The sequence below is a fragment of the Pseudomonas sp. R84 genome, assembly GCF_009834515.1.
Taxonomy (GTDB): Bacteria; Pseudomonadota; Gammaproteobacteria; order Pseudomonadales; family Pseudomonadaceae; genus Aquipseudomonas.
This window is the reverse complement of record NZ_CP019426.1, coordinates 2,203,848-2,230,061: the sequence shown is the minus strand read 5'-3', so window position 1 is coordinate 2,230,061 and position 26,214 is coordinate 2,203,848. Positions and strand designations below refer to the sequence as shown.

9 protein-coding genes (1 of these 9 cut by a window edge) are annotated in these 26,214 nt (G+C 61.4%); 6 read left to right on the top strand and 3 right to left on the bottom strand.

Annotated features, from left to right (window positions below; translation table 11 throughout):
* Positions 1-5 precede the first annotated feature (5 nt).
* Positions 6-1,394: an efflux transporter outer membrane subunit gene (locus PspR84_RS09925; RefSeq protein ID WP_160057117.1), complete on the top strand. Its 1,389-nt coding sequence runs from the start codon at positions 6-8 to the stop codon at positions 1,392-1,394.
* Positions 1,395-1,525: 131 nt separating this feature from the next.
* On the opposite strand, the gene PspR84_RS09920 is transcribed toward PspR84_RS09925, so the two are convergent.
* Positions 1,526-3,145, bottom strand: a complete 1,620-nt coding sequence (locus PspR84_RS09920; protein WP_160057116.1) for a PvdJ/PvdD/PvdP-like protein — start codon at positions 3,143-3,145, stop codon at positions 1,526-1,528.
* A 252-nt stretch (positions 3,146-3,397) separates the two neighbouring features.
* Here PspR84_RS09920 and pvdM point away from each other — a divergent pair, with 252 nt between their 5' ends.
* The 5 genes from pvdM to PspR84_RS09895 all read left to right on the top strand — a co-directional run bounded on the left by pvdM (position 3,398) and on the right by PspR84_RS09895 (position 11,360).
* The gene (gene pvdM / locus PspR84_RS09915) at positions 3,398-4,768 is read left to right on the top strand and encodes a pyoverdine-tailoring dipeptidase-like protein PvdM (protein ID WP_160057115.1); all 1,371 of its coding nucleotides are present in this window, start codon (positions 3,398-3,400) and stop codon (positions 4,766-4,768) included.
* Positions 4,765-6,045, top strand: a complete 1,281-nt coding sequence (locus PspR84_RS09910) for an aminotransferase class V-fold PLP-dependent enzyme (RefSeq protein ID WP_160057114.1) — start codon at positions 4,765-4,767, stop codon at positions 6,043-6,045. Before pvdM ends, PspR84_RS09910 begins: the two co-directional genes overlap by 4 nt.
* A 31-nt stretch (positions 6,046-6,076) precedes the next feature.
* Positions 6,077-6,985 carry a formylglycine-generating enzyme family protein gene (locus PspR84_RS09905; protein WP_160057113.1) on the top strand — a complete coding sequence of 303 codons (909 nt, stop codon included), beginning with the start codon at positions 6,077-6,079 and terminating at the stop codon, positions 6,983-6,985.
* Between the two features lie 145 nt (positions 6,986-7,130).
* Positions 7,131-8,780, top strand: a complete 1,650-nt coding sequence (locus tag PspR84_RS09900; RefSeq protein ID WP_160057112.1) for a cyclic peptide export ABC transporter — start codon at positions 7,131-7,133, stop codon at positions 8,778-8,780.
* A 117-nt stretch (positions 8,781-8,897) separates the two neighbouring features.
* Positions 8,898-11,360, top strand: coding sequence for a TonB-dependent siderophore receptor (locus tag PspR84_RS09895; protein WP_160057111.1), 2,463 nt, complete (start codon positions 8,898-8,900; stop codon positions 11,358-11,360).
* 898 nt (positions 11,361-12,258) lie between these two features.
* Here PspR84_RS09895 and PspR84_RS09890 read toward each other — a convergent pair.
* Together PspR84_RS09890 and PspR84_RS09885 are read right to left on the bottom strand one after the other, a co-directional pair.
* Entirely contained in the window at positions 12,259-13,218 is a 960-nt protein-coding gene (locus PspR84_RS09890) for an alpha/beta hydrolase (protein WP_160057110.1), read from the bottom strand.
* 68 nt (positions 13,219-13,286) lie between these two features.
* Positions 13,287-26,214, bottom strand: the 3' portion of a protein-coding gene (locus PspR84_RS09885) for a non-ribosomal peptide synthase/polyketide synthase (RefSeq protein WP_160057109.1). Its footprint extends 2,060 nt past the window's final position; only the last 12,928 of its 14,988 coding nucleotides appear in the window; its start codon lies off the right edge, out of view — the gene reads right to left on this strand; it ends in the stop codon at positions 13,287-13,289.

Genomic DNA, 26,214 nt, shown 5'->3' with positions numbered 1-26,214 from the left:
GATCTATGAAACCGCGCCTCAGTTTATTGACCGTGTGCCTGATCCTCAGCGCCTGCGGCAGTCCCGTGCAACGCCCCGACAGTGGCGTGCAAGCGCCCGCGATCTGGCAGTCGCCGCACAGCGCCAGCAGCGCCCGCAACAACCTGCAGTGGTGGACGCAGTTCGGCAGCCCCGAGCTGGATCGCCTGATCGAACAGGCCCGCGTCGGCAGTTTCGACCTCGCGGCCGCCGTTGCCCGCGTGCGCCAGGCGCAGGCCGGCACGGTGATCGCCGGCGGCTCACTGCTGCCGGAGGTCAAGGCCGGGCTCAATGCCAATCGGCAGAAACTGCTGCGCGGCAATGGCTACAGCCAGCTCGATGCCAACAGCAGCAACAAAGCCGTGGACTACTTCGACACCAATCTGAGCGCCACTTACGAAATCGATTTCTGGGGCGGCAAACGCGCCTCGCGGGACAGCGCGCAGTTCACTTTGCAGGCCAGCGAATTCGACCGGGCAACCGTCGAGCTGACATTGCTCAGCGGCGTAGCCAGCACGTATGCGCAAACCCTGTCACTGCGCGAGCAGAGCCGCATCGCCGAACTCAATCTGGCCAACGCACAAAGCGTGCTGAAATTGGTGCAGACGCGTTTTGATTCAGGCTCGGCGACCGCGCTGGAACTGGCACAGCAGAAGAGCCTGGTCGCCACCCAGCAGTGGCAATTGCCGCGCGTGCAACAGCAAGCCCAGGAAGCGTTGATCAGCCTCGCCGCCCTGCTCGGCAGACCGGTGCAGCAACTGTCGCCGACAGAGTCCTTCGATCACCTGCAATGGCCTGATATTGCCGCCGGCGTGCCCAGCGAGTTGCTCACTCATCGTCCGGACATTGCTCGCGCCGAAGCGCAACTGGCCGCCGCCGAAGCTGACGTCAAAGTCGCCCGAGCGGCGATGTTGCCAGCACTGACCCTGACCGCCCAGCTCGGCTCAGGCGCCAACCAGTTCGACGATTTGATTCGCAGCCCTTTCTACAACCTGACCGCCGGGCTGGTCGCACCGATCTTCAACAACGGTCGCCTCGGCGCGGAACGCGACAAGGCCACGGCACGCCAGCAAGAGCTGCTGGAAACCTATCGTGGCGCGATCATTAACGGTTTCGCCGACGTGGAAAAAGCCCTCAACAGCATTCGTCGGCTGGACGAGCAGCGGTTGTGGCAGAACGAAGAATTGAATCAGGCGCAGACCGCTTTCAACATTGCGCAAAGTCGATACGAGGCCGGTGCTGAAGATTTGCTCACGGTATTGGAAACCCAGCGCACGCTGTATGCCGCGCAGGACCAGAATGCGCAACTGCGGCTGTCACGAGTGCAGGCAAGCATTGCGCTGTACAAGGCGCTGGGCGGTGGGTGGACGCAGTAATAGCGTTGCCTGGCAGACCGTTTTCGCGAGCAGGCTCGCTCCCACAATGAATGGCGGTGTTTACGCAATCTGCGAGCAACACCTGATCCTGTGGGAGCGAGCCTGCTCGCGAATGAACGATGACGCAGCCCTCAAGCCGGGCTGGTTTTAGCCTTCAGATTGCGCGCATACCACGGTCGTTGCGGCACGCGGCGGAACAGCCCGGCGAGTTTTTCTTCGTCGGTGATGAAGGTGATGCGCAGCGCCAGTTTCATGGTTTCCGGATCCATTTCCACCGACTTGCCCACCTGCAGGCCCGGCGTGGTGCTGCAGCCATGGGTGATCGGCCCCAGCCACGGATCATCAACCTCGACCCAACGCCCCGGCGCAAACCACTGCACGCCATTGACCTGCAGGCGGCTGACTTCACCCGGATGAAAACGCTCATGGGCGCGGAACCAGTCTTCGATGCGATCGTCGATCCAGCCATGAAAGTGCCAGAACGCCGGGTTGACGTGGGATGAAAACGGGTCACCGAGGAAGTCGTTTTCAGCGTTGTACCAGCGCGCAGCGAAGTCTGCCGGATCCCGTGCAAACGGCACCGGTTGCCCATTGGAAGGATCGCGCGGCACCGAAGCCCAACGCATGTGCAGCCAGTCGTGCAGCCCCAGCTCCACTTCGGAGCCGAACTGCCCCAACGTGAGTTTCGCCAGATACGCCGGATCGCGGTATTGCGACTCCCAGACCTGGAAGTTGCTTTCATAGGTTTCAGCAGTCTTGATGTCGCTGACCCACTGACTGAACTCATCGTCGCCCGCCGCCGTCCACGTTGGCGGCAAAGCCGTGCCGTCGTGGTTGTCGAAGTAGCGGGCGAAACCGATGCGATCGCGGATCAACTCCGGCTGCGGTAGCGGGAAATACTCCCAGGACGGCAGGTCCTGCATGGAACGCGCCGTACCGAGCATGTGCCGGTGCATGAAAAAGAAGTCCACGCCGGAGCCGTTGCGATCTTTGCGCGGGCCACGGGCATCTCGCTCCTTGTCACGCGGCCCGGGCTGCCAGCCAATCCCGCGCAGCGCCTCGCGCTTGTCCTCGGGAAGCTTGTGCCATTTGTCGCGCGTCGCATGCCACAACTGGTGGAACAGGCGATGCTCAGGAGAAATCAACCACGCCAGCAGCGTCGCGTTCAGCGGCGTGCGCTCGCGGGCTTCGGGAAACAGCTGCTTGACCGCGACGAAGCGGTTGTCCTGCGCAGGCAAATTCAACGGCCGGTCGAGGCGCAGCGCTTTGCCGCTGAGAGTGCCGCTGCCGGCATTGCCGAAATCGGCCCAGACCTCATCGAGGATCATGTCCAGCTCATAGCTGATCTGGCCATCAGCGCCGATCAACCGCCAACTCAGTTTCGCCGCATCGGCCTTGGCCAGATCACCGAGAATTCGGTAACGAGGTGTTTCGCCAGAGCGCAAACGCTCCGGCGTATCGAGAAAACCGCACACGCCCCGACCTTTATGGCCAATGTCGAGAAGCACCTGCAGACCTTTCTGCGGCAAGCCTGCAAGGCCCGCGTCAGCGCCTTCGAAACGGATATCCCAGACCCCGCGCAAGGCGTTCGCCAGGCGCTGACCGGCCATGTCCGCCACATCAAAAGAGGCCTCGCCCGGCGTGATCGTCGGATCCGGCTTCGTCCATTCACGATGCCCAAAATAAGCCGCCGGCACGGCAGCGCCAGTCAGCGCCAGGCCTGCCATGAACCATCGTCGAGAAATCTTCATTGCCCTACCTGTGTCAGCCATGAAGCAGGCTTTATCCAAGCTAGAACGTTTGTTGCGCAGGTAAATTTATGTGGGTTTGAAAAGATCGCAGCCTTTGGCAGCTCCTACATGGAATGTATATCCCTGTAGGAGCTGCCAAAGGCTGCGATCTTTTAACCTGGCAACCTAAATTCCACGGCCATCCACTCGTTCTTCCCAGATAGCAAAGGCCCCCGCGCCTGCACCTCAATGGCGAACCCGACTGAGATGGCAATGACAAAACCACGTTCGAAAAAGGCTCTATTCATTGGCCTGCCGTTAGCCTTGGCGATCAGCGCCGGCGCAGGCTTTGCCGTATGGCAACACTGGTTCAAGGATGACCTGGGCTACCCGGTCAAAGTCATGAAACAGGCAGATGAGCTGCACGAACGCATGCTCTCTTTCGATAGCCATGTCAGCCTGACGCAGAACTTCGGCACCGACGGCCACGAGGCCGACAAGGACGGTGACGGCCAGTTCGATCTGGCCAAAGCCAATCGCGGTCGCCTGTCCGGCGCGGCACTGACCATCTTCGGCTGGCCAGAAATGTGGAACGGTCCGAACGCACCGCACAAGCCAACACCCGGCTTCGTTGACGAGGCGCGCAACCAGCAGGAAATTCGCTTCAAGATCATCTCCGGCATGGTCCGCGACTATCCCAATCAGGTCGCCATCGCCTACACCCCGGATGATTTCCGTCGTCTGCACGGCGAAGGCAAATTCGCGATTTTCATCAGCATGCTCAACGCCTACCCGCTGGGCCACGATCTGAGCCTGCTGGATATGTGGACGGCGCGCGGCATGCGCATGTTCGGTTTCAGCTACATCGGCAATAACGACTGGGCTGATTCATCGCGTCCGTTGCCGTTCCTCAATGATTCACCGGACGCCCTCGACGGTCTCTCGGATCTGGGCAAGCAAGCGGTCAAGCGCCTGAACGATCTGGGCGTGATCATCGACGTCTCGCAAATGTCGACCAAGGCCCTTGAGCAAGTCGCGCAACTGAGCCGCACGCCGCTGATCGCCTCGCACTCGGCGCCACGCGCGATGGTCGATATTCCACGCAACCTCAGCGACAAGGAAATGCAACTGATCAAGAACAGTGGCGGCGTGGTGCAGATCGTCGCATTCTCGCAATACCTGCGCCCACTGACGCAGACCACGCAAGACAAACTCAATGAGATGCGCAAGGACTTCGATCTGCCGCCCCTGCCAAACCTGGCCATGGCGTTGATGCCCGGTGATCCGATCATTGCCGCGTGGTCCGAACAGAAGTTCGGCCAGTACGCTGGCCGCCTCTACGGCATCCTCGAAGAAGAGCCGAAAGCCAGCCTCAAGGACCTGGGCGACGCCATCGATTACGCGGTACGCAAGATCGGCATCGATCATGTCGGCATCAGCTCCGACTTCAACGAAGGTGGCGGCGTCAAAGGTTTCGAGAATGTTGGCGAGATCCGTAACGTCACCGCCGAGTTGATCTCGCGCGGTTATTCCGAGGCGGATATCGCCAAACTGTGGGGCGGCAACTTCCTGCGGGTCTGGGATCAGGTCGAGAAAGCCGCGAAAACGGCACTGGCCACCGCGCCGGGAACCGCCAAGCCATGAGCAATCGTCGTGATTTTCTCAAGCAGGCCGGGATACTGGCTGCGGCGCTGCCACTGGGTGCGAGCCTGCCCACGCTCGCCAGTGCTTCAGCCGTTGCGCCGCTGCCGCGCAACAAGTGGGCGCAGCTGCAACAGCTGTTCGATCAGGACCCGGACTGGCTGCACTTCTCCAATTTTCTGATCACCTCGCACCCCAAACCGGTGCGCGAGGCCATCGAGCAGCATCGCGCGGCCCTCGACAAAAACCCCGGTCTGGCGATGGATTGGGACCTGGGCGTGATCGAACAGCGCGAGGAAAACGTGCGGGTCTGGGCCGCTCGCTACTTGCAGGCCAACGCCAAGCAGATCGCGCTGACCGGCAGCACCACCGAAGGCCTGGCGACGATTTATGGCGGCGCGCATGTGCGCGCCGACCAGGAAATTCTCACCACCGTCCACGAACATTACGCCACCCACACCATCCTCGCCTTGCGCACCGAACGCGATGGCACGCGGGTGCGCAAGATCCCGTTGTTCAAGGATGTGTACAGCGCCAGCAAAGCCGAAATCCTCGCCAACATCGACAACGCCATACGTCCCGAAACCCGCGTGCTGGGCATGTGCTGGGTACATTCGGGCAGCGGCCTGAAACTGCCAATCGGCGAGATCGGCGCAATCGTCGACAAGCACAATCGCGGTCGCAGCGATGCCGACCGGATCGTCTATGTGGTCGACGGCGTGCACGGCTTCGGCGTGGACAACCTCAACTTCGCGCAAATGAACTGCGACTTCTTCATCGCCGGCACACATAAATGGATGTTCGGCCCACGCGGTACCGGGATCATCTGCAGCCGCTTCGAAGACGTCAGATACGTCACGCCGGTTATTCCGACGTTCTCCGAAGCCACAGCGTTTTCCACCACCATGACCCCGGGTGGCTACCACGCGTTCGAGCATCGCTGGGCACTGGACGAGGCGTTCAAGTTGCACCTGCAACTGGGCAAGGCTGATGTCGAAGCACGCATTCACGCGCTCAACAGTTACTTGAAACAGCGCCTGCAACAACGTCCGCAAATCGAACTCGTCACGCCGTTGAGTCCAGCGCTGTCCGCCGGTTTCACATTCTTCCGGGTCAAGGGCAGGGACAGCGACAAGATCGCTGCGCACCTGATGGCCAACCGCGTGGTGGCCGATGCCGTCCACCGCGATGTCGGCCCGGTGATCCGCACCGCACCCGGGCTGCTCAATGACGAAGCACAAATCGACCGTCTGCTGGCCGTGCTCGACCAAGCCCTCTGAGCGCTCCCTTTTTCTTTTAGCGAGACCCGCCATGAACAGTGAACTGCGTCGTTTTCCTCTCAAGACCCTGCCGGCGCTGATGCTCACCGCCCTCGCCGCCGGCCTGCTGCCTGGCGCTGCCCAGGCTGCCACACCACCGGCGCCGGGCAAGGTGTTCAAGGACTGCAAGGACTGCCCGGAAATGGTCGTGCTGCCCACCGGCACCTTCACCATGGGCACCCCGGACGATGAAGTCGGCCGCGAGCCTGACGAAGGCCCGATGCACCCGGTGACGTTTGCCCAGCCGCTGGCGATCAGCCGTTTTCAGGTACTGCGCGGCGAGTGGGATGCCTACCTCAAGGACAGCGGCTACAAAATGCCCGACGGCGACACGCGTCCAGGTCGTGCGTGCAAGGCCGGCATTCCCGACTATCAGGGCAGCGACCCGCGCAAACAGTACACCGACAAGCACCCAGCAGTGTGCATGGACTTTCCTGAAATCGAAGCGTACGTGGCGTGGCTGTCGAAAAAGACCGGCAAGCAATATCGACTGGTCAGCGAATCCCTGCGTGAATACGCCGCACGTGGTGGCAGCACCGGGCCGTTCCCCTTCCCATTCGATGAGGGGAAGGAATACAGCATCGCCAAACACGCCAACACTTACGGCGCCGCCGATGGCTACAACTTCACGGCGCCGGCCGGCAGCTTTCCAGCCAATGCCTTCGGCGTGTACGACATGCACGGCAACATCTATGAATGGACCGCCGACTGCTACAACGAAAACTACGTCGGCGCACCGAGCGACGGCAGCGCCTGGCTGAGCGGCAAATGCGAGATCCGCCGCATCCGAGGCAACGACTGGGGCGAAGCGCCAGTGTTCTCCCGCTCCGGTAACCGCAATGCCACCTACACCGACACGCGCGGCGACTGGATCGGCTTTCGCGTCGCCCGCGATCTGTAACGCCATCGCCGGCTAAATTAGCCGTCCTGCCAGTCGTTTTACAGGTGAGCGCGAACCGCCACGGTGCGCCACCGCCCTCTACGTCATCCAGGCGAAGTCCGCGATCAATAGCGGCCTTCGCCGCTCTTTCAAGCAGGGAACCTCCATGAGCAAACCAACACGCGGGGTGATCAAAGAATTGTTCGCCCTGCTCAAACCCTTTCGGCTGATTGTGACCGTCTCGACCCTGCTCGGTATGGTCGGCGGTCTGAGCGTCACCGCGCTACTGGCGACCATCAACAGCGTATTGCATACCGAAGGCGACCTGAGCAACACCATGGTCGCGCTCTTCGCCGGGTTGTGCCTGCTGGCCCTGACCAGTTCGATTTTCTCCGACATCGGTACCAACTATGTCGGCCAGCACATCATTGCCAAACTGCGTAAGGAGCTGGGCGAGAAAGTCCTCTCGGCCCCCATTGAACAGATCGAGCGCTATCGCAGCCATCGTCTGATCCCGGTGCTGACCCACGACGTCGACACCATCAGCGACTTCGCTTTCGCTTTCGCCCCGCTGGCGATTTCCATGACCGTCACCCTGGGCTGCATGGGCTATCTGGCGATGTTGTCATGGCCGATGTTTTTGATGGTGGTGGTCGCGATTCTGCTGAGCACGATCATTCAGTACATTGCTCGCGGGCGTGGCATGCAGGGCTTCATGAAGGCCCGCGACTACGAAGACGAGTTGCAGAAAAACTACCACGCCGTGGCTGAAGGCGCGAAAGAACTGCGCATCCACCGCCCGCGCCGGCACCGCATGTTCGTTGCCGGCATCGAAGGAACGGCGAACAAGATCTGCGACACCCAGGTACGCTCGGTGAACACGTTCGTCATCGCCAAAACCCTCGGTTCGATGCTGTTTTTCGTGGTCATCGGCTTGGCGCTGGGCTTGCAATCGCTGTGGCCGAGCACAGATAAAGCGGTGATCAGCGGCTTCGTGCTGGTGTTGCTGTACATGAAAGGCCCGCTGGAACATTTGATCAGCACTTTGCCAATTGTCAGCCGCGCACAAATCGCGTTTCGCCGCATCGCCGAACTGTCGGAGCAATTTTCTTCGCCCGAACCACACCTGCTGCTCAGCGAGCAAGGCCCGAAAAACAAAGTCGTGCACAGTCTGGAACTGACCGACGTGTCGTACAGTTTCCCCACCGTGGAAGGTGCATCGCCGTTTCGTCTGGGCCCGGTGAACCTGAAAATCGAACAGGGCGACATCATTTTCATCGTCGGTGAAAACGGCTGTGGCAAGACCACTCTGATCAAGCTGTTGCTGGGCCTGTACGCGCCGCAACAGGGTGAGATCCGCCTCAACCAGCAGATCATCGACGCCGCGACCCGCGATGATTATCGTCAGTTGTTCACGACGATTTTCGCCGACTATTACTTGTTCGACGACGTGGTCCAGGGCGACACGCATATCCCGGAAGACGCCAACAAATACCTGCAGCGCCTGGAGATCGCCCACAAGGTCAGCGTGCGTGACGGTTCGTTCACCACCACCGACCTGTCCACCGGCCAGCGCAAGCGTCTGGCGTTGATCAACGCATGGCTGGAAGAGCGTCCGGTGCTGGTGTTCGACGAATGGGCCGCCGACCAGGACCCGACCTTCCGCCGCATTTTCTACACCGAGCTGCTGCCTGACCTGAAGCGTCTGGGCAAAACCATCATCGTCATTTCCCACGACGATCGTTACTTCGATGTCGCCGACCAATTGGTGCGCATGAGCGCCGGCAAAGTGGTCACCGAGCTTCAACCCGCCTGATTGTGAAAAATTTGTAAAAAAAGTGCGTTGAGCCTTTCCGGTTTTCGGAAGGTTCAACGTCTTATTTACAGTTAATAGAAATAGTTCTCAGTCAACACTTTGAAGAGTAGAAGAATAATGCCCGCACCGCACGGACTCCACCCGCTCGCCAAGGCTCTGCTGATCCGCCGTTCTTTCCGTTCCACGTTGCCAGCGCTGTGCGCCATGGTTCTGACCTTGCCGATGATCGGCCAGGCGCAGGCTGCGGCCGTGGCGATCAATATTCCTGCCCAGTCGCTGGGGAGCGCTTTGCAGGAATTCGGCCGCCAGACCAACCTTCAGGTGCTGTACAGCCCGGATGAAGTGAGTGGTCTGCGCAGCAGCGCGGTCAGCGGCAACCTGGAACCGACTGCCGCCATCGCGCAGTTGCTCAACGGCACCGACATTGCCTACAGCGTTGAAGGCAATAACGTCGCGTTGCGCTCGCGCAGCAACAGCGGCGCCAGTCTGGATCTGGCACCGACCAACATCTCCGCCACCGCGGAATCGGCCTGGGGTCCGGTCGACGGGATCGTCGCCAAACGCAGCGCCACGGGTTCGAAAACCGATACGGCAATCAAGGTCATCCCGCAGACGATCAACGTCGTCACCCAGGACGAAATCAAGATGCGCGGTTCGCAATCGGTCACCGAGGCCCTGCGTTATACCCCGGGCATCACTGGTGGCGGATTCGCCGACCGCGTGAAGATTTTTGACGAGCCGACTTCCCGCGGCTTCTCCCCGACTCCGCTGTACCTCGACGGCCTGCACATGCCTTACGGCGGCGGCAGCACCGGCGGTTCGCTGCAGATCGACCCATACACCCTGGAGCGCATCGAAGTGCTCAAAGGTCCGGCCTCGGTGCTCTATGGTCAGAACCAGCCTGGCGGCATCGTCAACATGGTCAGCAAGCGTCCGACCGCGACACCGCTGCACGAAGTGAAGATCGGTGGCGGCAGCTACGACCGCGCCTACGGTGCCTTCGACCTCGGCGGCCCGATCGACGATCAGGGTGAATTCCTCTATCGCCTGACCGGTGTGGTCAACGACAGCAACTCGGCCATCGACTACGCCAGCCAGAACCGCATGATGCTGGCGCCAAGCCTGACCTGGCTGCCGAACGACCGCACCACCATCACCGTGTTCGGCCAGTACCAGAAGGACCACGACGTACCGGAAGCCCAGGGCCTGCCAGCGTTCGGCACAGTCAAGAGCACCTCCAATGGTCGCATCAGCCGCAGCCGCTTCATCGGCGAGCCGGACGTGAACAAATACCATCGCGAGCAGTTTGTCGTCGGTTACGAAATCGCTCACGAACTCAACGACGTCTGGACCTTCAAGCAGAATGCCCGTTACGCCGACGTCAACGACCAGTACGTCGCGCCGCTGCACGGCTATTCGTTCCCGACCAACCCGGTCACCGGCCTCAACGACAGCAGCTTCCAGAGCCGTTACGCCGTGGACTGGTCGCAGCACAACAAGGTCTACGGCCTCGATAACATTGCCCAGGCCAAGTTCAAGACTGCCGATATCGACCACACCGTGCTGTTGGGCGTGGACTACTACCACTTCAACTCGAAGTTCCTTGGCCTGTATGACCGCACTGCTCCGGGTATCGACCTGTACAACCCGGTGTATGGCAGCGCGATCAACTTCCGCCAGCCGTACAAATGGGATAACACCATCACCCAGACCGGTCTGTACGCTCAGGATCAACTGCGCTGGAACCAGTGGTTCCTGACCCTCGGCGGTCGTTACGACTTCGCCGAAACCGACAACAAGCAACCGCTGACCGGTGGTCACAGCAACCAGAAAGACGAGAAGTTCACCGGTCGCGCCGGCCTTGGCTACGAGTTCGAGAACGGCATCACCCCTTACGTGAGCTACGCCGAATCGTTCCTGCCGCAAACCGGTACTGACATCGGCGGTGGTGCGTTCGAACCGACCACCGGCAAGCAGTACGAAGTCGGTATCAAGTACGAACCGACCTTCGTCGACGGTTTCATTCAGCTGTCGGCTTACCAGATCGACCAGGACAACATGCTGACCACCGACCTCAACAACCCGGGGTTCAGCGTCCAGAGCGGTACGGTGCGTTCGCGTGGCGTAGAGCTGGAAGGCAAGGTCAATGTCACGCAGAACCTGCGCGTACTGGCCGCCGTGTCGCGTAACCAGACCAAGTGGCACAGCGCCAACGACGGTCGCGAAGGTCGCACCGTGGCCATGGCTCCACCGTTGACCGCATCGGCGTGGATCAACTACGACTTCGACATTTCTACTGCTCTGGCCGGTTTCGGCATGGGCCTGGGTGCTCGTTACGTACAACAAAGCTACGGTTCGGACTACGAGTCGGATTCCTTCCAGGTACCGTCGTACACCGTGTATGACGCGATGGTTTCCTATGATCTGGAAAAATCGCCTCTACATGTCAAAGGTGTGAAGCTGCAGGCTAACCTGCAGAACATCACCGACGAGAAGTATGTTGCCGCGTGCAACGGGACCCTCGACTGCTACTACGGCGAAGGCCGTACCATGACTGCTGACGTGACCTACAACTGGTAATACGTTTTGCGCTCACTGAAACGCCGGCATTTGCCGGCGTTTTTTTTGGGGATCTTGGGTTTTGGGTGTATATCCGTTGCTTCGGGTGCTGCCGCTGGCGGTTTCGCTCTTACAGCGACTCACTTTTTCAAACGCCAAAAAGTAAGCAAAAGGCTTTGCCCCTGGCGTACGGCACTTCGCTTAGGCTCAGTGTTCCCTCGCTACGGTGTCCATCCGGGGGCATCGCCTACGGTTTGCTTCGCTGCACCTCCTCTCGATGTGTTCGACTTCGTCGAACGGCGCTGCGCGCCTACCCCCGGATGAACACCTCCGCTCGGCCTGCCGATGGGGCAAAAGATCAAAAGCCGAAGCCAGATCAAAAGCCAGATCAAGAGCCCCTCACCCTAGCCCTCTCCCTGAGGGAGAGGGGACTGACGGTGGTGTTTGGGAGAGTTACGCCGACGTGAAATACCGAGTCGAACTCAGATCTTGAAAAACACCCAAATCGGCTCCCTCTCCCTCGGGAGAGGGCTGGGGTGAGGGGCAAATCCACCACCAAACCCAAAGCCGACCACGCTGTGCTCTTCACCACTCAATAGGCCGAGTGTCAGCTCGCCTGCTTTTGATCTTGATCTGTAAGGCGACGTCGGAAGGCTGAGTGGAGGGATTGATCCGGGGGTGGGAGCGCAGCGACCGTTTGGCGCAGCCAAACACAGCGAGAGTAGGTGCAGCGAAGCAAACCGGAGACGCTGCGCCCGGATCGATCCCGCAGCGAAGGAACCCCGAGCCCCAGCGAGCGGGCCGCACGCAGGAGCAAGCCTTTTTGGTTACTTTTTCGGCGTCTGGAAAAAGTGACCCGCCGTAAGGGCGGAACCCTAATCAGCAACACCCGCAGCAACGGATATTCCCCCCCCCCTCGTCAAGCCAAAGCAAACACCTCTACCAAGCACCCAGCAATATGCTCCTGCGCCTCTTCAGCCTCATCAATAATCGCCCCCATGCGCATGAAGTCGTGGGTCATTCCCTCATAAACCTTCAACTCCACCGCAACCCCCGCCGCCTGCAAGTGACGCGCATACGCCACGCCCTCATCGTGCAACGGATCACACTCGGCCAACACCAACAGCACCGGCGCAACGTTAGCGTTAACCTCAGCCAGCAACGGCGAGAAACGCGGATCGAGACGATCACTGGCATCACGCTGATAGTGCTCATAAAACCACTGCAGCGAAGCCTTCTCCAACAGATACCCTTCGCCGAACTGCTCGATGGAAGGCGTGCTGCGACTGGCATCGGTGACCGGATAGATCAGCACCTGCAAGCGCGGCTGCACAGCCGCATCCGTCAGTTGCGCGGCGAGCACCGTGGTCAGGCTGCCACCGACGCTGTCACCGGCAATCGCCAGACGCGCGGCATCGATGCCCAGATCCGCAGCACGGGCCACCAGCCAGTCCCAGGCATCGCGGGCGTCGTTGGCTGCCGTCGGAAAGCGAAACTCCGGCGCCAGCCGATACGCCACCGACAACACCACACAATCAGCCATCGAAGCCAACGCCCGGCACAGAGAATCGTGGGAATCGAGGCTGCCGACCACATAACCGCCACCATGGAAATACAACAGCGCCGGACGCCCGGCACCGCTACTCAAAGGCTGATTGCTGTAGATCCGCGCGTTCAGACGCGTGCCATCGCGCACCGGCAATTGCAACTCATCCACCACAACCAGCTCTTCGCCGCCGGCGTCCATCAACAACGACGACTGATCAAACTGTTCGCGAGCCTCTGCCGGGCTCAGCTCATGCATGCCAACGCGCTTGCCACTGGCCCGGCCGTTGCCGACCAGTTGCAGGAACGCGGCGATATCAGGGTTCAACGACATTCGTATCTCTCCAGACAGGTCGAGCGCCATAAAGGCGCCCGACCGTTTTTTCAGGTTCAGAACATAGTTCAGGACATGGCTACTGGTTCAACGATCTCGCCGAGCATTTCTTCAGCCTCGGACAGGAAAGTTTCATCGCGCGGGATCTGGAAGTGCCCGCAATCGAGCCATTCGCCGCCCATACCCGGTTGCTCAAGTTGCGCCGCCAGTTCCACAGCCTCCTCTTCGCGACCCAGCGTCCACCAGCAGATCGGATTGACCGCCAACGGAGCACAGCGATCCAGTTGCAACGACAATTGCTTGAGCCGGCGTGCCACGCTGAACACATGGGCCAGTTCATCGGCGCCGAGTGCCACGTAGGTTGAAGCGCCACGTTCGACACTCATGGCGCCGGCGAACAGTGCCCGCAGGTTATGCGGTGTTTCCTCACCGTCGATGCTCAAGTCCTGCGCAGCATCCGGCAGGGTCACCCGCAGGAAATCGCGCAGATCAGCCTGCCAGTCATCCACTGCGCCTTCGTTGACCTTGGCCGACGGCACGAAGCTGTCCACCAGGCCGACGAATTTCACGGTCTGACCAGCCTGTTCCAATTGCGCGGCCATCAACATCGCCAACGTCCCGCCCAGCGACCAGCCCAACAAGTGATACGGCCCGTGTGGCTGCTTCTCGCGAATCTGCGCCACGTAAGCGCTGGCCATGCTCTGCAACGACACATCGTTGAATGCCGGGTCCAAGAGCATGCGCGACTGAATTGCCAACACCTGACGACGACCGCTCAAACGGCGCGCCAACGGCTCGTAGTCGAACACCGTGCCGAAGCCTGCGTGGATGCAGAACAGCGGCGCAACGCCCTTGACCTCTGCGTTCATCGCCAACAGCCCGGAAGCTTTTTCGGCGCTGCCCTGCACACTGGCGACCAGTTCGGCGATGCTCGGTTTCTGCATCAGGTCGCGCAGTTTCAGGCTCAGCCCCTGAGCCTTGAGCACACGACTACGGGCCACCACTTGCAGGCTGAGAATCGAATCACCGCCCAGTTCGAAGAAGTTGTCGGTGAGGCCGACGCGTTCGATTTTCAGCACCTCCTGCCAAATCTTCGCCAGGGCCTTTTCCAGCTCAGTGCGCGGCGCCAGGTAATCCTGACGCTGTTCAGCGTCCGGGTTCGGCAGCGCCTTGCGGTCAAGCTTGCCGTTCGGCGTCAATGGCATGCGGTCGAGCAACATCAGGTGCGCAGGCACCATGTAGTCCGGCAAGCTGGCCTTGAGCTGCTCGCGCAGGCGTTCGCACAAACCATCGGTTTGCGTATCGGCATTCGCCAACACGTAGCCGAGCAATTGCTTGCCACTGGCCCCCTCACGGGCCACCACGGCCGCGTCGCGCACGCCTGGCTGCTGCTTGAGACGCGCCTCGACTTCACCCAGCTCAATGCGGAAACCACGGATTTTTACCTGATGGTCGATCCGTCCCAGGTAGTCGACAGTGCCGTCCTCGCGCTGGCGAACCAGGTCACCGGTGCGATACAGACGACTGCCGTCGGTGCTGAACGGGTTGGCCACAAAGCGCTCGGCGGTGCCGCCGGCACGGCCCAGATAACCACGGGCCAGCGCGCCGCCCAGGTACAGTTCACCGGCAACGCCCGCGGGTAATGGATTGAGGTCAGCGTCGAGCACATAACCGCTGCGCTCGCCGACCACACTGCCGATTGGCGCGTAGGCCGCACCGCACTGATCATCCGCACCGGCCTTCCAGATCAGCGGTGTGACCACGGTTTCCGTCGGCCCGTAACCGTTGATGATGTATTGCGGCTTGAGCGCACGTTTGGCCAGTTCGAAACTCGCCAACGGCACGGCATCGCCACCGAAGCAGTAAATACGCACCGCCGGCGGATTGCCGTCTTGCTCGGCGTGTTCGGCCAGTTGCTGCAAATACACTGGCGGGAACGCGGCCACGGTTACGTCGTATTCATGCAGAGCGCTGTACGTCTGCTCGGCGGTCCACAGGCTGTCGTCACGGATCAGCAAACGCGCGCCGTGTGTCAGAGTGGTCAACCAGCGCTCATGCGCGCCGTCGAACGCGAACGACATGAAGTGCAGCTCGCAATCGGCCTCACTCATTTCATAACGCTGACCGATCGCCTGGCAGTGCATCGCCAACGGGCCGTGAGCGACACCGACGCCTTTCGGCTGGCCGGTCGAACCGGAGGTATAGATCACGTAGGCGAGATTGCCCGGTTGCACCGCAACATCCGGTGCGCTGGCGGAGTGCGCGCTCAGATCCAGTTGATCGAGCTCCAGCACATGCAGGTTGTCCTGCGTTGGCAGCACCTGACGCAGACTCGAATCACTGAGCAGCAAGGCAATTCCGGAATCGCGCATCAGATAACTCAGGCGCTCACGCGGATAGGTCGCATCCAGCGGCACATAAGCGCCACCAGCCTTGAGCACCGCGAGCAACGCCACGATCATGTTTTCGCTACGCGGCAACGCCACGCCGACGCGTATTTCCGGGCCGACGCCTTCAGCGATCAGCGCATGGGCCAGACGGTTGGCGCGGGCGTCGATCTGCCCGTAACTGAAGGTCTGGCCATTGAAGATCAGCGCCGTCTGCTCACCACGCTGCGCCGCCCATTGAGCGATCCGCTGATGCACGGCCGGTGCTTGCGAAGCGGCCGGCACAACCTGCGCGGTAGCCGCCTGCCCCGTTGGCAGACCAATGCGCCCCAGCGGTTGCGCCGCATCCTGTGCCAACGCCGCAAGCAAGCCTTCCATGTTGCTGCGAATGCCTTCAACGGTCGCCCGGTCGAAATGCTCGCGAAGGAACATGTACTCGATCACCAGCCCCTCTTCGAGGGTGACCATCAAATCCATCGGGAAGTTGGTCAGGCCGGCGTTGCTGATCTCGCCGAACTTCAGCGAGTCATCGCGCCACTCGCGCAGCGCCTGGTCGATCGGGTGGTTCTCGAACACGATGATGCTGTCGAACAGCGATTGCCCGGCACGTCCGGCCCAGCGCTGCACGTCGGTGAGCGGGGTGTATTCGCGCTCACGCATTTCCAGGTTGAAGTCCTGCAAGTCGCGCAGCCAGTCGCCGACCGCCTGCTCGGCCGGTACATCCTTGATCACCGGCAAGGTGTTGATGAACAGACCGAGGATCGATTCCGACGCCCGCAGACTCGCCGGGCGCCCCGCCACCGTGGCGCCGAACGCCACACAACGCTGACCGCTGTAACGGCTGAGCAGCATCAGCCACGCGCCCTGCACCAAGGTATTGAGGGTGACTTGCTGTGCTTGCGCGAAGGCTTTGAGCTGTTCGGTACGTTCTTCGCCCAGGCGGCTGTACAACGCTTCGTGGCCACGACCGCTGCCGGTGCGCGCCACGGCGTCGGCCAGATAAGTCGGCTCGTCGAGCTGACTCAGGTGCTGACGCCAGAACCCTTCACTGGCGTTGCCATCCTGCTGTTGCAGCCAGTTGATATAGCGGCGGTACGGCACGGCGTCGGCCAATGGCTTGCCGGAGTATTGGCTCAACACCTCACCGATCAACTGCGAACTGCTCCAGCCGTCGAGCAGAATGTGGTGGTAGGTCCAGATCAGTTGATAGCTGTCCTCGCCCACTTGCACCAGCGTCAGGCGTTGCAGCGGCGGCTGATCGAGATCGAAGCCCTTGGCTCGCTCGGCATCGGCCAACGCTTGCAGCGCTTCGGCCGAGTGATCCTGCTCGCGCCAGTCAAGCAGGCTGATTGGCAATTGCGGATCAGCGAGGACGAATTGCAGCGGCTCGGCCATGTCCTGCCAGAGGAATCCGGTGCGCAGGATATCGTGGCGTCGGCTGACGGTTGCCCAGGCGTCCTTCAACCGCGCCGGGTCAAGGCCCTGCACCGGAATGCACAACTGGTTGATGTAGAGATCCGACTCCGGCGCGTTCAGGCCGAGGAACAGCATGCCCTGCTGCATCGGCGACAGACGATAAAGACCTGCCAACTGATCTTGCGGCAGCGGCAATTGCGCGACTTGCACCTCACTCAGACCATGCAGCGGCACCTCGATCAGTGCTGCCACCGGCTTATCGCAGGAGGCTTCGACGCGCAGGGCCAATTGCGCAATCGTCGGGTGCTGGAACAGGTCCTTCGGACTCAGTTCCAGGCCTTGCTGACGGGCGCGGCTGACCACTTGAATCGAAATGATCGAATCGCCGCCCAGGGCGAAGAAGCTGTCGCTGGTGCTGACCTGTGCCAGCCCCAGCACGTCTTTCCAGATCTCCACCAACGCCTGCTCGGTGGCATTGACCGGGTCGACGTGTTGTTGCGCCGCCGTGAGTTCCAGAATCGGCAAGCGCTTGCGATCAATCTTGCCATTGGGCGTGAGCGGCATTTGCGCCAGCCACAGACGATGGGTCGGCACCATGTAATCCGGCAGCGTTGCGCCCAGCCAGGTACTGAGGCTGTCATGCAACTGACGTTGCTGCTCGGCGCTGGCGTCGACCGTCGCCGGATCACTCGGCACAAGGTAGGCGATCAACTGCTGGCTGCCCTGCACTTCACTGGCCACCACGACCGCTTCGCGTACGCCGTCATGCGCCACCAGGCGCGCTTCGATTTCGCCGAGTTCGATACGCAAACCGCGAATCTTCACCTGATGGTCGATCCGCCCCATGTACTCCAGCTCACCCTCTTCGCGTTCACGAATCAGGTCGCCAGTGCGGTACATGCGCTCACCGTTGCTGGCGAGTGGATTGGGCACAAACCGCTCGGCGGTCATGGCCGCACGGCCCAGATAACCGCGCGTTATGCCGGCACCGGAGAGGTACAGCTCCGCCGACACACCTTGCGGCACAACGTGCAGATCGGCATCGAGCAGATGGCTGGCGGTGTAGTTCAGGGCACGACCAATGCGCGCCTGACCACCGGCGGTGCGGCGGGTCCAGGTCGAATAGGTGGTGTCTTCCGATGGGCCATAGAGGTCGTAGACATGCTCGACCGTCGACTGCTGATACAACGCGTCGACCAGGCCTTGCTTGAGCGGTTCGCCGGCCAGATTGATGATGCGCACGCTCGCGGGGATCTGTCCGGCGCGTTGCAGTGCAGCGATGGCCGACGGCACGGTGTTGATCAGGCGTACCTGATCACGCGCTGGCAACTGCGGCAGTTCGAGAGCATTGCGCGCAATGATCAGCGAACCACCATTGGCCAAGGTGACAAACAGCTCCCACACCGACAGGTCGAAGCACACCGAAGTCGAGGCCAGCACGCCTTGGATGTCGTCGCGGCTGTAAACCTTGGCCGACCAGCCAATCAGCGCCATGACGTTGCGATGGGCAATCGCCACGCCTTTCGGTTTGCCAGTGGAACCGGAGGTGTAGATCACGTAGGCGAGGTTGTCCGGTATGACCGATGTTTGAGGTGCGCTAGCCGGATAAGCGTTCAGCGAAACCTGATCCATCAGCAGCACTTGCGTATCGCCCGGTACGCTCAGCGTCGCCGCGACCGCTTGCTCGGTGAGCAGCACCCGCGCACGGCTGTCTTCGAGCATGTAGGCAACGCGATCCGCCGGGTAATCCGGGTCCAGCGGCACATACGCGCCACCGGATTTGAGCACCGCCAGCAAGGCAATCAGCAACTGCTCGGAACGCGGCATCGCCACGCCCACGCGCACTTCCGGGCCGACACCCAACTCGATCAGCTTGTGCGCCAGACGATTGGCCTGCGCATCCAGTTCAGCGTAGGTCAGTTGTGTATCGGCGAAGGTCACCGCAAACGCATCCGGAGTCGCCGCCACTTGGCGAGCGATGGCTTGATGAATGCACCGCTCGGCGACGAAATCGGTCTCGACGCTCGTGACATTATCGATCAGGTTCAACTCGCTGAGCGTACGTTCGCCCGACTCGCTCATTTGCCCGAGCAGGCGCTGCAAGTATTCGCCCAACTGCACAACGCTGTGCGCCGCAAAGCTGTCGCACTGGTAGCTGAAGTGCATCGACAACTCATCGCTCAGATGTACCAACAGCGTCAGCGGATAGTTGGTCTGCTCATGGTTGTTGATCTCGCCGAAGCGCAATTCCTGCGGCGCGCCCTGCTCCAGCGCCTCGGACACCGGGTAGTTTTCAAACACCAGAATGTTGTCGAACAACGCTTCACCGTTGCGCGCCGCCCACCGCTGAATGTCGAACAACGGCGTGTGTTCATGCTCGCGCAACGTCAGATTCTGCGCCTGCACGCTCTGCAACCACTCACCTACGCTCGATTGCGAACGTGGGCTGGCGATCACCGGCAAGGTGTTGATGAACAGACCGATCTGCTGCTCGACACCTTTGAGTTCCGCCGGACGCCCCGCCACCGTAGCGCCGAATGCGACGTTCTGTTGACCGGTCAAGCGCTGCAACAACAGCAACCAGGCCGCTTGAATCAAGGTGTTGAGCGTTATTTTCTGCTGACGGGCGAACTCGCCCAACTGCCGGGTTTGCGCCGCGTCGAGCACACAGAAATGTTCGCCATGACCGTCTCGCGGGGCGTCGCCACGCTGCGCCTGAAGTGCTTGCGCCAACAGGGTTGGCGCTTCCAGGTCAGCCAGTTGCGCGGTCCAGTAATGTTCGCTGGCCTGCACGTCCTGACGCTGCAGCCATTCGATGTAATCGCGATAACGCCCGGCCAGCGTCGGCTGGGCAATGCCGCTGTAGCGCTGCAGCACTTCGCCGAGCAACTGCGAGTTGCTCCAGCCGTCCATCAGGATGTGGTGGTTGGTGTAGATCAAATGGCAGCGCTGATCGTCCAGGCGCACCACGACCATACGCAATAGCGGCCCCTGACTCAGGTCGAAACCTTGCGCCTGCTCGGCACTGGCCAGCGTTTCCAGTTCAGTCCGGCAGTCGCCCCGCTCGCGCCAGTCGAGCACGCTGAATGGCATGTCCAGTTGCTTGTGCACCACTTGCACCGGGCGCGCCAGTTCACCTTGCCAGACAAAACTGGTGCGCAGGATGTCGTGGTTATCCACCGCCGCTTGCCAGGCCTGCTGGAAGCGCTGCGGGTCGAGGCCTTCGACGTCGAGACGGACCTGGTTGATGTAATCACCGGTGGCCTGTTCGTAGAGACTGTGGAACAACATGCCCTGCTGCATCGCCGACAGCGGATAGACATCGGCAATCTGCTGGGCCGGCAAAGGCAAGCCGTCGAGTTGTGCCTGGGTCAGCGCCGCCAAAGGGAAGTCCGACGGCGTCAGGCCTTCGACGCCCGGGGTCAGGCAATGCTCGATCAAAGCGGCCAGTTCTTTGGCGTAATCCGCCGCCAGTGCTTCGATCACGGCGTTGTCGAAACGCTCGCTGCTGAAGGTCCAGCCCACGCGCAGTTCACCGCCATACACCTGACCGTTGAGGGTCAGCCAGTTGCCCATTGGCGCATCCAGGCTCTGGTCGAGACCGGCATTGTCCGGCGCCGGAGCGAACAGCGCGCCGTCATCGCCCTCGAAACTGCCGTCGAACTGGCCGAGGTAGTTGAAGGTGATGCGCGGGGTCGGCAAGGTGCGCAGGCTCTGTTGTGCCTGAGCATCGCCAAGGTGACGCAGCGCACCGAAACCGATGCCCTTGTTGGGGATCGAGCGCAGTTGTTCCTTGATCTGCTTGATCGACTCGCCCGGCGTAGCCGCCGGGGTCAGACGCACCGGGAACAGACTGGTGAACCAGCCCACGGTGCGGGTCAGATCGACGCCGTCGAACAGCTCTTCACGGCCATGGCCTTCGAGCTGAATCAGCGTCGATGACTGCCCGCTCCAGCGCCCGATCACCCGCGCCAGCGCCGTCAACAACAGGTCGTTGACCTGAGTGCGATAAGCCGCCGGCGCTTCTTGCAACAGTTGTCGGGTCAGCTCCGCGCCCAGTTTGGTCTGTACCGTCTGCGCCAGTCTGTTCTGCTGACCGGCGTCCATCCGCTTGCACGGCAGATCGCTGCCGACATCACTCAGGCATGCCTGCCAGTAAGCCAGTTCCTGTTGCAACGCCGCGCTGTTGGCGTAGCGCTGCAAGTGCTCGCTCCAGTCCTTGAAGGCACTGGTTTTGGACGGCAGGTTCAGGGGCTGACCGTCGAGCACTTGTTGATAAGCGTTTTGCAGATCCTCCAGCAGAATCCGCCACGACACACCGTCGACAGCCAGGTGATGGATCACCAGCTGCAAACGCTGAGTACCATCGGCCAGATTCACCAGCACCGCCCGTAGCAACGGCCCGCTCTGCAGGTCGAGGCTGCGCTGGGCACGATTGCCCAAGGCTTCCAGCGCAGCGGCATCGGTGACGTCTTCTTGCCACAGCAGGTTGTGCGGCTGCGCTTCAATCGCGCGGTGCTCGGCCTGCCACACGCCGTTGTGCAGAGTGAAGCTCAGGCGTAAGGCATCGTGATGCGCGACCAGCGCGCGCAATACTTGCTCGATTTTCTCCGCGTCCAGCGGCTGACGCGGCTTGAGCAACACCGACTGGTTCCAGTGCTGACGCTCAGGGATATCGTCTTCGAAAAACTGCTGCTGGATCGGCAGCAACAACGCCGCACCGGTGACCGCTTGCTGGTCGATGCTCGATTCGTCGTCGCCCAACTGCGCGACCAGCGCCAGACGCTGAATGGTCTGGTGCTGGAACAAATCTTTCGGATTCAGCCGAATGCCGGCCTGTCGCGCGCGGCTGACCACCTGAATCGAGATGATCGAGTCGCCACCCAGCTCGAAGAAGTTGTCGTTGAGGCCCACTTGCGGCAGCTTCAGCACGTCTTGCCAGATCGCCGCCAAGCGTTGTTCCAGCTCACTTTGCGGCGCCTTATAGGCCTGCTGCGCCTGACTGGCATCCGGCGACGGCAACGCGCTGCGGTTGAGCTTGCCGTTGGCCGTCAGCGGCAATTGCCCGAGCAGCAACAGGTGCGCCGGGATCATGTGATCCGGCAGGTTTTCCTTGAGCTCGGCACGCACGCTGTCGCGCCATTGCGCTTGCTCAGCGGCGCTGGCGTCGAGCAACGCCGCATCGTTCGGCACTAGCCAAGCAACCAGTTGCTGACCACTGAGGCCCGGTTGCGCCAGCACCACCGCCTGACGCACGGCAGTCTGTTCGAGCAGCTGCGCTTCGATCTCACCGAGTTCGATACGGAAACCGCGAATCTTCACCTGATGGTCGATCCGCCCGATGTATTCGATCACGCCGTCAGCGCGATAACGCGCCAGGTCGCCGGTGCGATACAGACGACCACCGTCAGCGGCAAACGGATCGGGAATAAACCGCAACGACGTCAGATCGGCACGGTTCAGATAACCGCGCGCCAGACCGGCGCGACCGACGTACAGCTCACCGATGCAGCCTTTGGCCACCGGGTTCAGGTCGCCGTCGAGCAAATACCACGACAGGTCCGGGATCGGCTCGCCGATCGGGCTGCTGGCGTCACGCTGCAAATCGGCCATCGACAACGGCCGGTACGTCACGTGGACGGTGGTTTCGGTGATGCCGTACATGTTGATCAGTTGCGGCGTTTGGTCGCCGAAACGCTCGAACCATGGACGCAGGCTTTTCACTTCCAGCGCCTCACCGCCAAACACCACGTAACGCAGCGCCAGCTGTTGCGCAGCGTGCTCCGGGGCGCAAGCAACTTGCATCAACTGCTTGAACGCCGAAGGCGTCTGGTTGAGCACGGTGATGCCTTCGCGGCACAGCAAGGCAAAGAAATCTTCCGGCGCACGGCTGACCTCGTAAGGCACCACCACCAGTTTGCCGCCGTACAGCAACGCGCCGAAAATCTCCCACACGGAGAAGTCGAACGCATAGGAGTGGAACAGGCTCCACACATCTGAAGGGCCGAAATCGAACCAGGCATCAGTGGCTTCGAACAGGCGCAGCACATTGCGATGGGCGAGCAAGGTGCCTTTGGGCTGGCCGGTCGATCCCGAGGTGTAGATCACGTACGCCAGGTTATCCGCGCTCATGCTCACGTGCGGATTGCTGTCGCTGTAGCCCTCGAGGTCTTCGCGATCCTGATCGAGTATCAGGCTGCGCACCGAATCCGGCACCGGCAGACGACCGAGCAGATGGCTCTGGGTCAACAGCAGGCCGATGCCGCTGTCGCCGATCATGTAGCTCAGGCGTTCTTCCGGGTAGCTTGGGTCGAGCGGCACGTAAGCACCGCCGGCCTTGAGAATGGCGAGCAGTCCGACCAGCATGTCGAGACTGCGTTCAGCTGCCAGACCGACGCGCACGTCCGGGCCGACGCCATTGGCGATCAGCTTGTGCGCCAACTGGTTGGCGCGGCTGTTCAGTTCACCGTAGCTCAAGGATTGCTCGGCATACGTCACGGCAACCGCTTGCGGTGCGCGGGCGGCCTGGGCTTCGATCAAGTGATGCAGGCACTGCTCGCTTGGGAAGTCGGCCACGGCCGGGTTCCATTGCAGCAGGGTCGCGCCGCGCTCGGTGGCATCGTGCAGTGGCAGTTCGGCGATACGCTGGGCGCTGTCCGCGACGATGCCTTGCAGCAGATTCGTCCAGTGTTGCGACAGACGCTCGATGGTCTCGACGTCGAACAGGTCGGTGGCGTAAGTCAGCTCGGCCCAGACATTGTCGGTCGACTCAAAGGTGTTCAGCGTCAGATCGAACTGCGCGGTATTCGACGCCCAAGGCAAGCCTTCGATCTGCAGTTGCGGCAGACGTGTAGCACCCTGCGCCTGACGCGCCTGGCTCTGGTGGTTGTGCATCACCTGGAACAGCGGGCTGTGGCTGAGGCTGCGTTCCGGTTGCAGCGCGTCGACCAGTTGCTCAAACGGCAGATCCTGATGGGCCTGAGCGCCGAGCACGGTGTTCTTCACTTGTTGCAACAGGCTGCGGAAGGTCTGCTGGCTGTCGAATTCAGCCTTGAGCACTTGGGTGTTGACGAAGAAGCCAATCAACCCTTCAGTCTCGACTCGATTACGGTTGGCCACGGGCACGCCAACACGGATGTCGGCCTGACCGCTGTAACGGTGCAGCAAGGTCTGGAACGAGGCCAGCAGCAGCGCGAACAGGGTGACGTTTTCACGCTGCGCGATGTGCTTGAGGGCTGCGGCCAGTTCGCGGCTCAGCGGGATGTCGCGACGCGCGCCGCGATAGCTTTGCTCGGCGGGACGTGGACGGTCGGTCGGCAGCTCCAGCAACGGTTGATCACCATCGCCGAGTTGCGCGGTCCAGTAGCTCAACTGACGCTCGCGTTCACCAGCGTCCATCCACTGTTTCTGCCACACGGCATAGTCGGCGTATTGCACCGGCAGCGCCGGCAATTGCGCGGTCTGGCCCTGGCTGTACGCGGCATAGAGCGCCACCAGTTCATCGACCATGATGTTCATCGACCAGCCATCGGAGACGATGTGGTGCAAGGTGATCACCAGCGCATGGTCATCGGCGGCCAGGCGCAGCAGTTTCACCCGCAGCAACGGGCCTTGCTGCAAATTGAACAAGTGCAGGGTTTCTGCGGCGACCAGCGCTTGCAGCGCCGCATCGTCGAGCCCCGCCACGTCCTGCACTTGCAGATTCAGCGTGCCGTGGGCCTGAATCACTTGCAGGGTCTGGCCCTGCTCTTCGACGAAGCAGGTGCGCAGGGACTCGTGGCGCTCGATCAGCGCATTGAAGCTTTGCTGCAACGCCGGCAGATCCAATTCGCCACGCAGACGCAGTGCCGCCGGAACGTGATAAGCGCTGCTGGTCGGTTCCAGCTGCCAGAGGAACCATTGGCGTTCCTGTGCATAGGAAAGCGCCAGCGGTTGCAGGCGTGGCAAGGCAACAATCGGTGGTTCCTGAGTGGCTTGATCGACACCCAATGCAGCAACGAAATCTTCCAGCGTGCTGTGTTCGAACAGCGTGCGCAGCGGCACCTGAACGTTCAGCGCCTGACGCACACGGGAGACCACTTGCGTTACCAGCAAGGAATGGCCGCCGAGTTCGAAGAAGTTGTCACTGAGGCTGACACGCTCAAGCTTGAGCACCGCTTGCCAGATCTCGGCGACGGTGTGTTGGGTGGCGGTTTGCGGCGCGCTGTAAGTCGATTGCAACTGGCTGGCGTCGGGTGCCGGCAAGGCTTTGCGGTCGACTTTGCCGTTGGGCGTCAGCGGCAGTTGCGCGAGGAACAACAGGTGCGCCGGCACCATGTATTCCGGCAGCTCAGCCTTGAGGCTGGCTTTCAGTGCGGCGCGCAGTTCGACTTCGTCAACAGCACTGGCGGACGGCACCACATAGCCGACCAGTTGCGGACCGGTCGGGCCGTCCTGAGCGACGACGACGGTTTCACGCACGCTGTCCAACGCAAGCAAGCGCGCTTCGATCTCGCCAAGCTCGATACGGAAACCACGGATTTTCACTTGATGGTCGATGCGCCCGATGTACTCGATCACGCCTTCTGCGCGATAACGGGTCAGGTCGCCGGTGCGGTACAGACGCGCGCCGTTTGCCGAAAACGGATCCGGCACAAAACGTTCAGCGGTCAGGCTCGGACGCTGGAAATAACCACGCGCCAGACCGTCACCACCAATCAGCAATTCACCGGGTGCGCCGAGCGGATTCAGCTCAAGGTCGCTGCCGAGGATGTACAGCGCGGTGTTGTCGATCGGCGTGCCAAGGAATGGACGACTGTCGTCCACGCTCAGCGCATGTTGCGCCGACCAGATCGTGGTTTCGGTCGGGCCATACAGGTTCCACACACTCGGCGTCAGCGCCAGCATGCGCTGGGCCAGTTCCTGCGGCAGCGCTTCACCGCCACAGAGGAACGTGCGGCCCTTGAGAATCGCTGCGTGTTCGTTGTCGAGCAGCATGCGCCAGGTCGATGGCGTGGCTTGCAGCACGCTGACGGCATGACGCTCGATCAGTTCGAGCACCGCTTGCGGGTCTTGATGCACGTCCTTGCCGGTCAGTACCACACAGGCGCCGGCGAGCAGCGGGCCGTAGATTTCCAGGCCGAAAATATCGAAGGAGAACGTGGTCAGCGACAGCATGCGATCCGCAGCGGCAATCCCCGGCTGCTTGATCATG

Bases quoted from the DNA above. Each gene is read 5' to 3' on its own strand.
- PspR84_RS09895 (WP_160057111.1), top strand. From the start codon at position 8,898: ATGCCCGCACCGCACGGACTCCACCCGCTCGCCAAGGCTCTGCTGATC.
- PspR84_RS09900 (WP_160057112.1), top strand. From the start codon at position 7,131: ATGAGCAAACCAACACGCGGGGTGATCAAAGAATTGTTCGCCCTGCTC.
- PspR84_RS09890 (WP_160057110.1), bottom strand. From the start codon at position 13,218: ATGTCGTTGAACCCTGATATCGCCGCGTTCCTGCAACTGGTCGGCAAC.
- PspR84_RS09920 (WP_160057116.1), bottom strand. From the start codon at position 3,145: ATGAAGATTTCTCGACGATGGTTCATGGCAGGCCTGGCGCTGACTGGC.
- PspR84_RS09910 (WP_160057114.1), top strand. From the start codon at position 4,765: ATGAGCAATCGTCGTGATTTTCTCAAGCAGGCCGGGATACTGGCTGCG.
- PspR84_RS09925 (WP_160057117.1), top strand. From the start codon at position 6: ATGAAACCGCGCCTCAGTTTATTGACCGTGTGCCTGATCCTCAGCGCC.
- PspR84_RS09905 (WP_160057113.1), top strand. From the start codon at position 6,077: ATGAACAGTGAACTGCGTCGTTTTCCTCTCAAGACCCTGCCGGCGCTG.
- pvdM (WP_160057115.1), top strand. From the start codon at position 3,398: ATGACAAAACCACGTTCGAAAAAGGCTCTATTCATTGGCCTGCCGTTA.